This window comes from Acetobacteraceae bacterium (assembly GCA_004843165.1).
Classification (GTDB): Bacteria; Pseudomonadota; Alphaproteobacteria; order Acetobacterales; family Acetobacteraceae.
In genome coordinates this window covers 1,210,514-1,225,532 of record CP039459.1, presented here as the reverse complement: position 1 = coordinate 1,225,532, position 15,019 = coordinate 1,210,514, and the positions used below count along the sequence as shown (strand labels likewise).

Genomic DNA, 15,019 nt, shown 5'->3' with positions numbered 1-15,019 from the left:
GTTTATGGCGTTCTGTGTCATAAAATATCCTATCACTTAAATTCGTAAAATTTATTCAACTCTTAAAACGCTATCACTCAATTTTTAAGATAGCAAGCATCCATTTCTGTGAAAAAGAATCCCTTTCACTCAAAAAAATACCCTGTATTTCTAGGTCTCAAGAAATATCCCTAAAAAACAACGGATACGGTACCGAAGAATTCCCGTGGCGCTGCCCAGTAAAGATTATTATTGCCGCCATTATCATTATCAGGCGTCCCCTGAAGGCTTGTCTGGCCAGAAATACCGCCAACGTAATGCTGACCAAAAAGATTGGTAACGCCAAAATCTAATTTAAAATTACCCTCTTTGCCTTTTCTCCCAAGCAAATAGGAGGCCGTAAGTTCCGAAGTCCAATATCCCGGAACCTTGACATCCCCTGTATACGTCACATTACGGGCGCTATTATAATTAACGTTTAAATCAAATCCTAAACGCCCATTATTATAATGGACATTGGTTTTATACATATATCTTGGGTAATAAACCTGCTGCACTCCCTTAATGGAGACCGGGCCATTGGCTGTCGGCACGGCACTATTTTCATAAACGGCATGGTCATAGCTAAAACTGTTCGTAAAATCGAGCTTGCCCATATAATCTGGAAAACGTAGCACATGATCGAGATGGGCAATCCCAACCAGATCCATCCCATCCATTTTTTCGCCACCAAGATCCGCCAGATATTGAGACACCCCGACATTCACCGAAGAGCCCGTCGTAACCTGCCCTAAACGACCGATATAGTCGGTATGATAATAATCAATCCCAAAATCCAACGATTTGCCTTTATAACGATAACCCACAACATAGTTCCAGCTGCGCTCTGGACGCAGGTTTTTTTTCTCCTCATTAAACTGCGCCTGTCCGCTTGCAAGAGAAGAGCTGTTGCCAAGCCCGTAACTCCATGCGGTATTTCCCGGATCAATCGGACGCATATTTTCGGCCACATCAAAATAAAACTCATGCTGTGGCAAAAACTTCCAGTCATAATTAAAATGCGGCAAAAACGCATTGGAGCCTGTCAAACGCCCATAAGCAGGCCGCAAAGAGTTTGGCCCCAGCCCCCAGCTGCTGAGCACTTCACTTGGCGCACGGTAAGTCATACCGCCATTGGTGCTCTGCACTAAGGATTTAAACCCATAGGTAAAAGTCATATTCTTTGCCATTTGAAATCCGTCCTCAACATAAAATTGGAACGTATTGGTCGTAAACTGGGTACTCATGGCTGTGACTTCGCCTGAATTGCTCAGGTTAAAGACATTATTAATTGGCTGATTTGGGCCAAATGGTCCAAAAAAAGACGGATCATGGTAACGGTTATTCTCATACCAAATCCCCGTTTTTAGATGATTGCGATGTCCTAGCTGTACGTCAAAATTCTGTGTTACCCCAAGGCGGCGTCCCTTAAAATGATCGTCCAGATCCGCCATATCCACGGGGTATCCGGGACCATTACCGGGGGTTGAAAAGCCTGAATTGGTGCTGCCCGTCCAATTATCCGTAACCTGTCCATAGACAAGAGAGCTGGACTTGACCGCCGGACTAATTTGAAATTCAGCCTTTAACCCCTCCAAATAAACCCGCTCAAGCTGACTGCTTTGATAGCTTAAATTACAGGCATCCTGTGCGGTTACTCCCGGTGGTAATCCTGCCGTAGAACCTGAGTGACAATTCGCAGCCCATTTCTTTGCCTGACCGTAATCTGGATAAAAATTATGATCGCCGTACCCCAATGAGCCCAGCATGTGCTTGGTATTGCCAGGCAAATTATATTGAGGCGAATCTGACCAGTCGGAAGTCAGCGTGATTTTTCCAAAATTGGAAATCGGTTGAACCAATTTAAAATTCATTGCCTCTTCCCGCTGGAAACCACCCCCCGTCCACATATTGCTTTGATTGCGCAAAAAGGAGGCCATGAATTTCGTCCCTGTCGGATTTAAGCGCCCTGAATTTAAACGTCCAAAAGTACGATACCCACTGAAACTCCCAAATTCCTGCCCAATATCCACACCGAATTTTTCAGAAGGGTCCAAAGTTGTATAGGTCAGCGTACCGCCCAAAGTCGTTGAGGCAGGAACATCCACACCGCCGGCTCCCTGTGAGGCTGACAAAGAATGGATATTTTCCTGAATCAATAATTCACTCACATTTGCACCATCCGCACTTCCAAATCCTTGATTCCCCATCGGAATGCCATCCATCGTGACACCAAGCTGGCTAATATCAAATCCACGGAGATAAAAAGTACTGGTTTTCGCATTCGTCCCCATTGGGTCTGAAGCAGAAAAACTTGCACCCGGTGTCGAATAAGCTAAGGCCGCCTGTGCATTTGTTCCTGCAATAAATTCCCCAAGGGTTTTTCGGCCAATAACGGCCTCTGCATTATGAGGATCTTCGGGATCTACAGGCTGACGGCGGCGATGACCCGCCACCCCAAAATGCTCCGCAACAGGGGTAAGTGATTTGGCGTGCTTTGCCCTTGCACGTTTTTCTGAAGAATGTTCTGCAAAAAAACGCTGATAGGTTGGACTTTGTTTGAGGTCAATTTCCTCCCCCAAAGCCATCCTATCCAAAGAAAAAGAACAGCCTAGTCCTAAAAAAAAACCTAAATAAAGATATCGTTTACGAAAAAAGAAGAACATTTAAAAGAAAACCCGGCATCCAAAATTCCAAACGCCAATCTGTTTTCTTTCAACAGACCTAAAAAAAAGGCATCCAGAATAAAATTCCCTGTAACGCCTAAAAAATCTTAGAAAGATCCTCTCCCATTATTTTAAGGAGAATTTTCTCAAACGTTACGCAATAAATTTTACGAACGCCAACGCCAAGCACCCATGATTTCATCCTCAAAGACGAAATATGCTCTTAATAAATCCATATTTATATGGATTGGGTGCGACATAAATGAAAATTCCTGAAAATCTATATATTTTTCTAAATAAACTCCTTGGAATCTAGCAGAGAAAATAAAAAAGGCAATCCTCTTTTTTACCCTCCCCTCGCCTTAGAGATGCTCTATGGGCATTTCTAAAAACCTGATACGCTTTTAAAAAGAATTTCAGTTGTTCTCAGCTGATTCCTTCCCTTCAAATAAGGAAATCCGATATGCATGCTATCCTTCCTGAAAAAATGAAGGCCGCCCGTTTTAATCATTACGGCGCCCCCCAGAAAGTTTTAAAGATCAAAGAAATCTCCATCCCTGAGATCAAAGCAGACGAAGTTCTCGTTAAAACCATTTTATCCCCTATTCACACGCATAATTGCATGCTGGTCAGCGGCACTTATGGCGATAAACCAACGCTCCCTGCCGGTGCCGGCAGTGAAGCTGTAGGAACCATTGTGAAAATTGGTGCAAATGTCTCTGATCTCGAAATCGGGGATAAGGTTGCCTATGGTGCCTGTACAGAAACTTGGGCGGAATATTTCACCGCCCCTGCGGAAATGGCTTGGAAAGTACCCGAGGGCATGAAAGACGAGCTTGCAGCTCAAATTTCGGAAATGCCGCTTTCTGCTTGGCTCTTATGCGATTTTCTAGAGAAAAAAATCCCCCTTTCCAAAAATCAATGGCTTGTCCAAGATGCTGCTGGCGGAACGGTTGGGAAAATGCTCGCCACATTGGGAGAGGAAAAAGGCTTTAAAATTCTCAGCCTCCTTCGGAATAAAGAGCAATGTAAAACACTCTCCGAAAAAGGCCAGCAAACAGTTTGCACCAAAGATTCTGATTGGATTGAGCAAGCCAAAAAAATCATGAATGGTGCAAATGCCGCTGCCGCTGTTGATGCTGTCGGCGGTGAGGCCGGGAAAGACTTGATTGACCTTCTCAATGAAAAAGGACAGCTTGTTTTATTTGGCAATTTAACCGGCAAGCCTTTGCCAATCGAAGCAGGCGCTTTTATCTTTTCCCATCGGATAATACGGGGCTTTTGGGCAACCCCTCTTAAAAAAGCACTTAAAGGTGAAAAACGTGCAGCCGTTTTTGCTGATCTTGCAGCCCATATCCAAGATGGGCGGTTTGAATTGCCTGTCGGCGGCGTTTATCCGCTTGATGAGATTCAAGAAGCCCTCCATGCCAACCAGTCTTCCGGGCATGAAGGCAAAATCCTTTTAAAAATGTAACCAAAAAGAAACCTGCCTCTCGTAAAAAGAGGCAGGCTTTCAAACATCCATTCTAAGCGTAAAACTTATGACCCGATGCAGGATTGGAAAGAATCAACAACTTTGGAAATACCATTTGTTTGAATCTGTAGAACCTGAGGTGCACCGACTTGTGTAGGCGCTGCCTGATTTTGGAAAGTGCTGGCCTGTGGTGCAGAGAAATTATAGGTGATTTTACCGTCCTGATTTTGGTTTAATGCTGTCAGAAGCTTATTAAGATCATCCTGTGTAATCGGTGTCCCCATTGCAACCGGTGCAAGCGGTGTCATATTCCATTGCGCTTTATAAGAGCCGATTTCAATATTGGCCTTCACCCCTTCATTCTGTACCAATTTCCAAACGGAATCCGCACTGACGATCCGATATTGTCCATGCTGAGCCTGAATGACCAAAGGCTGTGCGCCTTGGCCCGGTTGCGGGCTGTGAACATCCATCACCAAAGCACAGGCACCAATTTGCTGCTCTTCTTGCTGAGCAATATCAGCCTCTGTCATTTTTTTAGAAATCCATGCCACCGTATCAGAAACCTTGACGGCCTTTTCAGAGGTGGACATATCCATCTCATCCGCATGGGCAAAATTGACACTCATAACAGGCGCAACAGCTAAAAGCCCTGCGATTAAAAATGTTTTTTTCATCTTTTCTCGTTCCTTAAACTTTAACCTCAGGGCAAATTCGCCCAATTTAAATTTTACACGTTAAAACGCTCTTTTACCCTTATCGTATCCTGTCTGTGAAAACAAAATTTTTCTAGCCCCTTTCTTTAAAAAGAAAAACAGACAAAACTCTGCCTTTAAACCTCAACAAAAAGGGCCACCTTGACCATGTTCTCAAAACAGATCCGATTATTTTTTAAAAAACCGATCTTCTGCTTTCTTGCGCTCATGGCACTGCTTCTTTGTCTTGTTATTTATTTCCATCAAACGGCGCATAATCCCAGTGCGCTCTGGCATATTGTTGCCCATCGCTGCGCCAAAAATCCTGAACATAAGCCCTGCCTCGCTTATAACCGGCAACAAGATTATGCCCTTCTCAAAGATATTGCAGGGAAAGCGCAAGTGCTCCTCATCCCACTTCAGCGCCTACATGGTGTCGAAAGCCCCGCCTTAGGCGATCCGCAAACGCCAAACTATTTGCAATCGGCATGGGAGGCTCGCAATATTCTTTCAAAAATCACGCAACATCCCATCTCAGATGAGGACGTTTCCCTTTCAATTAATTCCCAATTTGCTCGTTCTCAAAATCAGCTACATATTCATATTAGCTGTCTGAAAAAATCCGTTGCCCATCAAATTCATGATCTTGATCCAGAACATTTACCGGAAAGCATTATTTTAAAAGGTAATCCGTATCACATTCATCTCACTGACACGCTTCAAGAGTCCCCTTTTCTCACTTTAAATAAGGAAAAGCATTTTGATCCGGATAAAATGAAAAAAGAGACTATGGTCGTCACCGCAGCTCCTGGAAAACGCTTTTACATCCTTACCAGCGAAGTCAATTTTCTACATTTCAACTGGGGATCTGGCGAAATGCTCCAAGAGCATAATTGTGAAAAGGATTAATCCTTTTCATTTTCCATAAAAGAGACTTGTGAACTAGCAGCTTTTGGGAAGACATGGCCATCTAAACAAATATAACGGAAACCGTTATGCGCATATTCCGCAAGGAAAATATCCTTTTCATGCGCAATCCCATATTTTTTCATGTCTGCTAAAAGCTCCTCTTCCGTTTTTTCAAGATTTTCCAAAGATTCTTTGCGAATAGAGCCTTGATAAATCACTGTGACAGCCGGAATTTCCGCTTTGTTCTTGGTCACTGTAAGCGCCCCATTAGGTTCCAACTGGGCATAAGCAACCTCATTAAAACAAAAAATTCCCTGTAAATTTAACTGAGAGGTCACATTTAACACGTCAACCTTACTCGCACGGGATAAAAGCGGCTTCATCAAAAATTTTCCATCCCGAATAACCGGAATAGGATTTCCGACCGTCACACGATGGAAAAAATCAATATGAAGATAGAGATAATTTAAAATACCCAGCACCAAAACACTTAGCACCAGCGCCACCAAATAAGTCATAAAGGTAATGCTGGGCGAAAAGAGCGCACAGCCAATCACACCACCGATGATAAAATTGCCAATCAGATCAATCGCATTCATCTGGGCAAACTGGGTTCTGCCGGTAAAACGTAAATAGGCAATCACAACGGCAAAGCCCGTTAAAATCTCCCATAGCATGGAGAGGTAAAAAGAAAGATTTGTTTTCGAAAGGGTAAAATAGACATCCAGACCATGTAAAACATTATCGAGTAAATGAGACATGATTTTCCCTTATCTTTCTGCCTGCGCATAAGGCAGGAGGGTTTTTATATTTGATTTTAATTAGGACTGAAAAAGTCGGAAATAGCCCGGCTTGCTACGGCTGGAAGTTTATTGGCTTATATCTCTTTCTGTCAATTATTCAAAGGATTTCCCCCTTTATTTTCGGCACAAGGGAAATCTATTTCAGCCCCTTTCGTCTGGTAGGAGGATTCAAAAATACCCCTCTTTGAAAGATATGCTTCTTTTTCTGCAACTCAAAGAATTTTTCGAAACCGAGCATCGCCAAACGGGTTGGATAAACCCGCCCCTCTTCGACAGATTGGAGATAGGATTTCTCCAGATCCAAAGCCTTAGCCACATCCACACGTGACAAACCGCTCTTTTTCCGCCACCCCGTCAAACGCTCCCCAAACCCTGCATCCCCCATGTTAATCCTTCCACATCTTGGGATTGACGTTCAAAATCAAATAAAAAACGACATCCCACAAGCAAAACAATTTTCTAGAAAATTCTCTACCCTTAAAATGATTTCATCAAACATCATATATAGAAAACTGTTCTATCTTCCTTAGCCACTCAAGAACCTGTTGACGAGTTTTTATCTGCGACATACTCAAGAGATGATATGTAACACATGGGAAAAAGGGCAAAAAGGAAACATACTCGTGAAATTATTTTATGCTTTAAAACAGCATTGCTTTTGCAAGCATAAACAAAAAAAAACCAGCAGAAGAAAACAATGTTCTTTTGCTGGGCTAATTCTTAAATATTTCTAAAGGAAAAGTGGTGCCCGAGGGCGGAATCGAACCACCGACACAGCGATTTTCAGTCGCTTGCTCTACCGACTGAGCTACTCGGGCAAAATCTTTTTATCCCTTGTCTCGATAAAAAGAAGCATATCCACTGGGGCTAAGGTTTAGCCTAGTGTTTGGCCTTAGGCAACCCCTTTTTAAGAGATTCTTTATTTTTCTTAAATTTTTCCTATTTCTCTTCTTCCTGACGGCGCAAAAGTTCTCTTTCTGTTAGCGCTACCGCCTCTGCGAAATCTTCCTCTCGTTGGGAAGCCACACGATAATCCCCATTAAACCAGCGGCCTAAATCAATCTGTTTGCACCGGGCAGAGCAAAAAGGGCGTGACGCATGTTCTGTTGGTTTGTTGCAAAGAGGACAGGCCATTTTCTTTCCTTTTTAAATATTTTTTCAATCATTTCTGATAAGGTTTTTTATTATACTTTAAGCGTTGTGGCTGTGTCATAACAAAAACTCGGACAGAGAAACGCTGTAAGGGCAAATTTGACGTAAAAAATTCTCATCACTATGCCCTTCAACTAAAATCTCTTTTATCTTTTCTTTTTTTTGTAAAAGAATTTCTGACGGTCTTATCTTGCCCCTCACTTCAAAAACAGAACTTGTTTTCAAATTATCATAAAAATAAAAAGGCAGAAATATTTATACGGGTAAGGCGTTTCCCCTTTGTTTTATACGCCTTGTTCTTCTAAAGACTGCAACGCTTCAAAAAGTGATTTACGCTCTCGTTTTACGCTTAACTCAATCATGCCGGAGGGCGTAGCGCCCAACACATTTAAAGATTTTAAGGAAAATGTTTGTTTTGCATATTCCTGAATAAATTTTGTCAGTGCAAAACGTTTTTTAAGCGGCAATCCTGCAGGATCAATTAAAATAACGCCACCTAAATGCCTTAATTCGATTTCACGAAGGAGTTTTTCAATCGCGCGGCGGTTCTCTTCAAACCCTGCCCCTTGCGGCGCATCCAAATCAATCGCTGTTAAAGCCTCCGTCACGCAAAGATGCGCTTCGATCCCATGAGATAAGTCAAAATGTGGATCACCTAAAGCTTCGAACGCTTCTTTAAGGCCGGCATCAAAAGCATTATAATCAATTTGAAAACGTGAACGGATTTCTTTTGGGAAATAAAGGGCTATTTCAGGATGTGGAGAGCGTATTTCCGCCCTTGGAAATTCCTCTGCCCAAATTTGCAAAAGGGATTTTCCCCTTTTTAAAAGGAAAGGTTTTTTCTCATTCTTAATTTTATCAGGAATTTTGAGATCAGGCAGCGCCTTTAAGCGTAATCCTTTGCCATGCTGTGCCTCTCTGGTAATAGAGGCCGCCAGAAAATCCCCCTCTTGAAAGGAATAATTCTTGCGATAGGGTAAAAAACCCTCAACATTCTTTTCCAGCAAAACAAAAGCGCCGGAAAGGCCTGGAACAGATTTTAAAATCTTTACCCAATGAATATCGCCGAGCTGACCAGATTCTTCTGGATGATAAATACCGGATCGGCAGATGTCGCCTTCCCCGTTCACAAGTGCCGCATAGACCTGCCCCTTATAGGCAAGAAGCTCTATGACATCATCAGAAGACATCTCATTCCTCTCTTTTTAACCGTGGGATGAAATGGGAAAAGAGCTGTTCTATACAGCTCTTACACACTCAAATCGGCCAATAAGTATCACCGGAAGCTCTCTTTTTCCCTCGAAGACCAGCCTGCCCCCGAAAAAGCTGCGCTGTTTCGAACAAAGGCAAGCCAATCACGGCCGAGGAGCTACCGGAAATCGAACGGATATAAGCGGCTGCCTGCCCCTGAAGGGCATAACCGCCAGCCTTATCTTGCCATTCTCCGCCTTGAATCAAAGCATCCATCTGATCTTTGGAAAGGCGTGCAAAGGTCACACTTGTTTCCACCACACGAACAGCTTTTGTTCCTTGAGGATAATGTACCGTTGGAAGAAGGCAGATAGCAGTATAAACCCGATGTTTTCGGCCGGAAAGCAAGGTAAAAAATTTCCGTGCTTCTACCGCATCTTTAGGCTTTCCAAGGATACGTCTGCCCACAGCAACAACCGAATCTGCCCCCAAAATCAGTGCTGATTCCTGCATTCTCTGAGCAACATAAGCCGCCTTTTCCTCTGCCATGCGCTCTGCAAACAAGCGTGGGGTCTCCCGATTACGGGGGATTTCCTCAATCTTTGCTGGGCAGATTTCATCCGGAATCAGATTAATAGAGGACAGCAGCTCCTGCCGGCGAGGCGAAGCTGAGGCCAAAACAAAGCGGGGAGAAGGCAAAACGGCATCCCCTGATAAATGAGACATATATTTCTTATTTAAAGCGGAAGGTAATCCGGCCTTTTGTGAGATCATAAGGGGTCATTTCGACATTCACCCGATCTCCCGCAAGAACACGAATACGGTTTTTTCTCATTTTTCCGCTCGTATGGGCAAGAATAGTATGTTCATTGTCCAACAAAACCCGAAACATTGCGTTAGGCAATAATTCTTGAACCGTTCCACTGAATTCAATCAGATCTTCTTTAGGCATGCAGCGCTTTCTTTTTAGTTGCTTAATAGAATTTATAAAAATGGTCTTACGATGAATAAGCCCCTTATCGCTCTTTCATAAAGAGAAAGAGACCCTTAATTATGAACCTGTATCAAAATTACGTCAAATCACGGCGTTTTTGAATAAATTCCTTCACGCTCCAGCAATATCCTGTCAGCAGAGAACGGTAAGGTGAAAATCTCTCTCCTGCTTTGGCCAGCGCCTTTGGAGAGGGCTGTTTTTCAAGCTGATAGATTAGACGATACCCTTCCCGAACGCCATAATCTCCAACGGCAAAAATATCAGGATGATTGAGGGCAAAAATCATCACCATATCGGCGCTCCAATCCCCAATACCTGGAATATCTGTAAGTCTTTGACACAAACCTTCGGAATCCATTGCCAATGCCTCTTGCGACGTTGGGAGTTTCTTTTGTTCCGCCTCTTCTGCAATCGCTCTTAAATAACGAATTTTTTGCCGGCTTAGCCCGCACGCTTTTAGCGTTTCATCCCTTATGGTTAAAAAGTGATGCGGCAAGGGTAGATGATTATTTTCAATCTTTTGCAATTTTTGCAAAATAGCTTTTGCGCTTCCTGTTGAAAGTTGCTGAGAAACAACGGCACGCATAAGCGCAAAATAAATCACAAGAGATTCCTCTGCACTCGCCTGTTCTGACATATAATTTTGAAAAGGCCAGTGAGGGAGTTTCACCTGTTCCAGCCAAAACTTAAACGCAGGTTCTTTCCGAAGAGTTTCCTCCGCCTGTTTCCATAAAATTTCGTGACTTTTTTGCAAAAGAAGATTGTGTCCCTGCTATTTTTTTGAGCTATCCTTTCTTTTAACAGATTTTTTCTGCTAGTTTCCTATTCCTAAGCTTAATTTTCTTTGATTTAACCCCAAAGTTTTCCCATATCTCTTTTTCATCCTTCCTCTTCAAGCGCCAGTGATGCGCGACATGTTCGCTTCAGTAGTTCTGAAGATGCAACGCCTAAAGGCAAACTCCGCCCTTTAGGCCGAAGGGAGGCTTTGCGCCCAAATTATGGGGAAGAGAATTTTCAAACCGAGAAAAATTTCCGAGCGATTCCAGCTCAAAGTCATTCTCGTCTTTCTCCACATTCTGCAAAATTTTTAAAGAATATTTCCGAAGAAATTTCGCATTTACCACGCTACCCTGCAAATTTTTCATCTAAAATTCATGCCTCTTTTCGACCTGATGGCATCGTTGCTTCGGCTTTAGAGCAAAATTCTGCCACTCCAAAAAATACCCGCTACAGCTTTCCGCCCGCTGTTCGCAACCGCCTCACTCCCAAAAATATTTGGGTGGATACAGGGATTCTTGGTGGTGTTGCGGCCTCCCTCTTCACACATAGCGCTATTTTTGCTCTTCTTTTCGTCAATTTTGCGCATAAGTCGATGGGGGGAGATCAGCAAGCGGATGCGCCGCAAATGGAAATGATTTTTGCACCACCTGCGATGAATTCTGTTAAAGGGGAGCGTGTAAAAGAACAAGGTGGTGGCAGTACGCCACCGCCACCGACAGCGGCACCTCAGCCCAATCCAACACCTGCCAAAACGCCTGTTGCCCCACCTGTTCCCCCTGAAAATCTTTCAGAGACCGGCGAAATTGCCGCACAGAATCCAAAAGAAAAACCTGAGGCAAAAAAACCAAGTCCAACGAAGACAGAGGCGCAAGCCAATGCAAATGCCTCTAAAATCAGCACCTCCAAAAGCGCCAATAACCCCTTTGCCCATTTAACCGACATCAGCTTTGACGGTGATCCTAACGATATGCGCCATAAAAAAGGCCAAAAAGGCGGCAATAAAGGGGCGATTGATATGGGCGTCATGGGCCCGCTGAGTGTCAATGGTAAAATCAATGCCCCTTATTCCAGCAGCAGTACGATCAAAGGTGTCAGTTCTGATTACGGCGCCGAGCTGGATGCGTGGATTCGTAACCATATTTTCTATCCTGACGATGCCGTCCGCCAAGAACTTGAAGGGGCTACCTCTGTACATGTCCGTCTGGATCGTAAAGGGCATGTTCAGCAAGTTTTTGTTAAAGGCCCCTCTGGCGTTGCCTCTTTGGATGTTGCGACCGTAAGTATTTTCCAAGGGCAGAAACTCCCCGATGTCCCCGAAGATATGAAAGGCGATCATTTCGATATTGATGTTCAAGTCAATTATCTTTTGATCCGCCACTAATTCCTTTTTTCAAAAAATTAAAAAATATCCTTGACCCTTTTTTCAAAAAAGGCGGATAAAGGGGGCAGGACACTCTACCCTAACGTAGAGCGCATATCTGTAAGGATAGGTAAAAATGAAAAAGATTACGATGCCCGAATTGCGTCCTGGCAACCCATGCTACTCGTCTGGTCCCTGCGCAAAGCGCCCTAACTGGTCTCTTGAAGCCCTTAAAGACACCCCTTTTGGCCGCTCTCATCGTGCCAAAATTGGCAAGGCAAAGCTTAAAGAAGCGATTGACCTCACAAAAGAAATTCTCAAAATTCCCCAAGATTATCGGGTTGCCATTGTGCCTGCCTCTGATACAGGTGCGGTGGAAATGTCCCTTTGGTCGCTCTTAGGCGAACGTGGGGTAGATATTTTAGCTTGGGAAAGCTTTGGTGCTGGCTGGGTTACAGATGTTGTCAAACAGTTAAAGCTTTCTGATGTACGCCGTTTCGAGGCAGATTATGGCCATCTTCCAGATCTCACCGAACTCAATTTTAACCGGGATGTCGTCTTTACATGGAATGGCACGACATCGGGTGTACGTTTACCAAATGCGGATTTCATTCCAACAGATCGAAAAGGCCTGACCATTTGTGATGCAACCTCTGCGGCTTTTGCTGTGGATCTTGATTTTACAAAACTTGATGTCACAACTTTCTCTTGGCAAAAAGTCCTCGGTGGCGAGGGGGCTCATGGTATGCTCGTCCTTTCTCCCCGTGCGGTGGAACGACTGGAAAGCTATGTACCGGCTTGGCCGCTTCCAAAGATTTTTCGCATGACCAAAGGCGGAAAATTGATTGAAGGGCTTTTTGAAGGCGCAACTATTAACACGCCTTCTATGCTCTGTGTCGAAGATTATCTTGATGCCCTTAAATGGGGTAAAAAACTTGGTGGTTTAGAGGCGCTTATCCAGCGGGCGAATAAAAATGCTGAAATCATTCATCATTTTGTTGCTGAAAATGACTGGATTGCCAATTTAGCTATTGATCCCAAAACCCAATCCAATACTTCCGTTTGCCTGAAAATTGTTGATCCTGAGATCACCAAGCTTACGCCAAAAGAACAGGCAGATTTTGCCAAGCGCATTGCAGCCCTTCTCGAAAAGGAAAAAATTGCTTTTGACATTGGTGCCTATCGGGATGCACCTGCGGGACTTCGAATTTGGACGGGTGCAACGATTGAAACTTCTGACCTTAAAGCATTAATGCCTTGGCTCTCTTGGGCATACGAAACGCAAAAAGCAGCCCTTTCCGCCTAAATTTAAAAATATTCTTCCTTCTTTTACATGAAAGGTTTCCTTTTTATGGCACCTCGTGTTCTCGTTTCCGACAAACTTTCGGAAACCGCTATCCAAATTTTCCGTGATCGTGGCATCGAGGTTGATTTTCAGCCTGATCTCGGAAAAGACAAAGAAAAACTGGCTGAAATCATTGGCCAATATGATGGGCTTGCCATCCGCTCCGCCACAAAGGTAACAGCCAAACTTTTAGAAAAGGCTAAAAAACTAAAAGTGATTGGACGTGCCGGAATCGGTGTGGATAATGTCGATATTCCAGCAGCGTCTAAAAAGGGTATTATTGTGATGAATACACCTTTTGGCAATGCGATCACAACGGCGGAACATGCCATTGCACTCATGTTTGCTGTGGCTCGTCAAATCCCAGAAGCCAACACCTCCACCCATGCTGGAAAATGGGAAAAATCCCGTTTTATGGGCGTTGAGATCACCGGGAAAACCCTTGGTGTGATTGGGGCAGGTAATATTGGCTCCATCGTTTGTGCACGGGCTTTGGGACTCAAAATGCATGTTTTAGCGTATGACCCCTTCCTCTCTGCGGAACGTGCCAAAGAAATTGGTGTCACCAAAGTGGATCTGGAGACGCTTTTGGCAAAGGCTGATTTCATTACGCTTCATGTGCCAAAAACAGAAAAAACAAAAAATATTCTTAACAAAGCAAATATTGCCAAAACAAAAAAAGGGGTTCGTCTTATCAATTGCGCCAGAGGCGGATTGGTTGATGAGGTAGCCCTCGCAGAAGCGCTCAAATCAGCTCATGTCGCCGGAGCTGCCTTTGACGTGTTCGAAACGGAACCTGCCAAAGAAAGTCCACTTTTCGGTTTACCGAATGTTGTTTGCACTCCGCATCTTGGTGCCTCCACCAATGAGGCGCAAGAAAATGTTGCCCTTCAAGTGGCGGAGCAGATTTCGGATTATCTCATCCGTGGTGCTGTCACAAATGCCCTGAATATGCCTGCCATTACTGCTGACGAAGCACCACGCCTCAAACCGCTGATCCGTTTGGCAGATGTTCTCGGCTCCTTTATCGGTCAAATGCAGGAAAGTGCGGCCAAAGAAATAGAAATTCTCTATGACGGCGCCCCTGCTGGAATGAATACAAAAGCCTTAACCAGTGCTTTGCTTGCAGGATTTTTACGCGCCCATGCAACCGATATAAATATGGTGTCTGCCCCAACCTTAATTAAGGAAAAAGGCATTCTTCTTTCCGAAGTTACACGGGATAAAAGCGGTGTTTATGACGGGTTTATTAAGCTCACCGTTAAGACCGAAACAGGCACTTTATCGGTTGCCGGAACGGTTTTCTCTGACCTCAAACCTCGCCTGATTCAAATTCAGGGAATCAATATGGATACGGAAGTAAACCCTTACATGGTCTATCTTGCCAATAAGGATATTCCTGGCATTATCGGCTCTGTCGGAGCAACATTAGGGGAAGCTGAAATCAATATTGCAAGCTTCCAACTTGGACGGAAAAAAGAAGAAGGCAAAGCGATTGCGCTGATTTCTGTCGATGCAAAAATTGACTCAAAAATCCTCAAGAAAATCTTAAAAAATCCAAGTGTCCACGAGGCAAGGTCTTTAAGTTTCAATATTGAGTAAATCACCTAAAGCAAACCCCCTACTTTTTAG

Annotated in this window: 14 protein-coding genes and 1 tRNA gene; 5 read left to right on the top strand and 10 right to left on the bottom strand. The window is 43.9% G+C overall.

The genetic code is table 11. The features are described 5' to 3' along the window. Positions 1 to 170: 170 nt before the first annotated feature. On the bottom strand, positions 171 to 2,684 hold the full coding sequence (locus tag FAI41_06015) for a TonB-dependent receptor (protein QCE33188.1): 2,514 nt from the start codon (positions 2,682 to 2,684) through the stop codon (positions 171 to 173). Positions 2,685 to 3,147: 463 nt separating this feature from the next. Here FAI41_06015 and FAI41_06010 point away from each other — a divergent pair, with 463 nt between their 5' ends. Beyond that, a complete protein-coding gene (locus FAI41_06010; protein QCE33187.1) occupies positions 3,148 to 4,158 on the top strand; it encodes an alcohol dehydrogenase in 1,011 nt (336 codons plus the stop codon). Between the two features lie 65 nt (positions 4,159 to 4,223). Here FAI41_06010 and FAI41_06005 read toward each other — a convergent pair whose 3' ends face one another. Then, positions 4,224 to 4,835, bottom strand: a complete 612-nt coding sequence (locus FAI41_06005) for a hypothetical protein (GenBank protein QCE33186.1) — start codon at positions 4,833 to 4,835, stop codon at positions 4,224 to 4,226. 186 nt (positions 4,836 to 5,021) lie between these two features. Here FAI41_06005 and FAI41_06000 point away from each other — a divergent pair, with 186 nt between their 5' ends. Further along, positions 5,022 to 5,762 carry a CDP-diacylglycerol diphosphatase gene (locus FAI41_06000; GenBank protein ID QCE33185.1) on the top strand — a complete coding sequence of 247 codons (741 nt, stop codon included), beginning with the start codon at positions 5,022 to 5,024 and terminating at the stop codon, positions 5,760 to 5,762. Here FAI41_06000 and FAI41_05995 read toward each other — a convergent pair. The 8 genes from FAI41_05995 to FAI41_05960 all read right to left on the bottom strand — a co-directional run bounded on the left by FAI41_05995 (position 5,759) and on the right by FAI41_05960 (position 10,656). Next, positions 5,759 to 6,523, bottom strand: a complete 765-nt coding sequence (locus FAI41_05995) for a DUF421 domain-containing protein (protein ID QCE33184.1) — start codon at positions 6,521 to 6,523, stop codon at positions 5,759 to 5,761. The two genes, FAI41_06000 and FAI41_05995, sit on opposite strands and share 4 nt — an antisense overlap. Before the next feature lie 178 nt (positions 6,524 to 6,701). After that, positions 6,702 to 6,950, bottom strand: coding sequence for a helix-turn-helix domain-containing protein (locus tag FAI41_05990; protein QCE33183.1), 249 nt, complete (start codon positions 6,948 to 6,950; stop codon positions 6,702 to 6,704). A gap of 357 nt (positions 6,951 to 7,307) precedes the next feature. Next, positions 7,308 to 7,383, bottom strand: a tRNA-Phe gene (locus FAI41_05985). Between the two features lie 121 nt (positions 7,384 to 7,504). Further along, on the bottom strand, positions 7,505 to 7,699 hold the full coding sequence (gene yacG / locus FAI41_05980; GenBank protein ID QCE33182.1) for a DNA gyrase inhibitor YacG: 195 nt from the start codon (positions 7,697 to 7,699) through the stop codon (positions 7,505 to 7,507). Positions 7,700 to 8,001: 302 nt separating this feature from the next. Continuing rightward, positions 8,002 to 8,907 (bottom strand): hypothetical protein, encoded by a 906-nt coding sequence (locus FAI41_05975; GenBank protein QCE33181.1) that lies wholly within the window; start codon positions 8,905 to 8,907, stop codon positions 8,002 to 8,004. Between the two features lie 67 nt (positions 8,908 to 8,974). Next, complete coding sequence (gene maf / locus FAI41_05970) at positions 8,975 to 9,634, bottom strand: septum formation protein Maf (protein ID QCE33180.1); 660 nt, start codon at positions 9,632 to 9,634, stop codon at positions 8,975 to 8,977. Positions 9,635 to 9,641: 7 nt separating this feature from the next. Further along, positions 9,642 to 9,860: a translation initiation factor IF-1 gene (infA, locus tag FAI41_05965; protein QCE33179.1), complete on the bottom strand. Its 219-nt coding sequence runs from the start codon at positions 9,858 to 9,860 to the stop codon at positions 9,642 to 9,644. A 118-nt stretch (positions 9,861 to 9,978) separates the two neighbouring features. Next, complete coding sequence (locus FAI41_05960; protein QCE33178.1) at positions 9,979 to 10,656, bottom strand: DNA-3-methyladenine glycosylase 2 family protein; 678 nt, start codon at positions 10,654 to 10,656, stop codon at positions 9,979 to 9,981. Between the two features lie 231 nt (positions 10,657 to 10,887). Here FAI41_05960 and FAI41_05955 point away from each other — a divergent pair, with 231 nt between their 5' ends. From FAI41_05955 to FAI41_05945, 3 genes are all read left to right on the top strand, one after another. Beyond that, positions 10,888 to 12,063: an energy transducer TonB gene (locus tag FAI41_05955; protein QCE33177.1), complete on the top strand. Its 1,176-nt coding sequence runs from the start codon at positions 10,888 to 10,890 to the stop codon at positions 12,061 to 12,063. Positions 12,064 to 12,178: 115 nt separating this feature from the next. After that, positions 12,179 to 13,348 carry a phosphoserine transaminase gene (locus FAI41_05950; protein QCE33176.1) on the top strand — a complete coding sequence of 390 codons (1,170 nt, stop codon included), beginning with the start codon at positions 12,179 to 12,181 and terminating at the stop codon, positions 13,346 to 13,348. 45 nt (positions 13,349 to 13,393) lie between these two features. After that, entirely contained in the window at positions 13,394 to 14,989 is a 1,596-nt protein-coding gene (locus tag FAI41_05945; GenBank protein QCE33175.1) for a phosphoglycerate dehydrogenase, read from the top strand. Positions 14,990 to 15,019 lie beyond the last annotated feature (30 nt).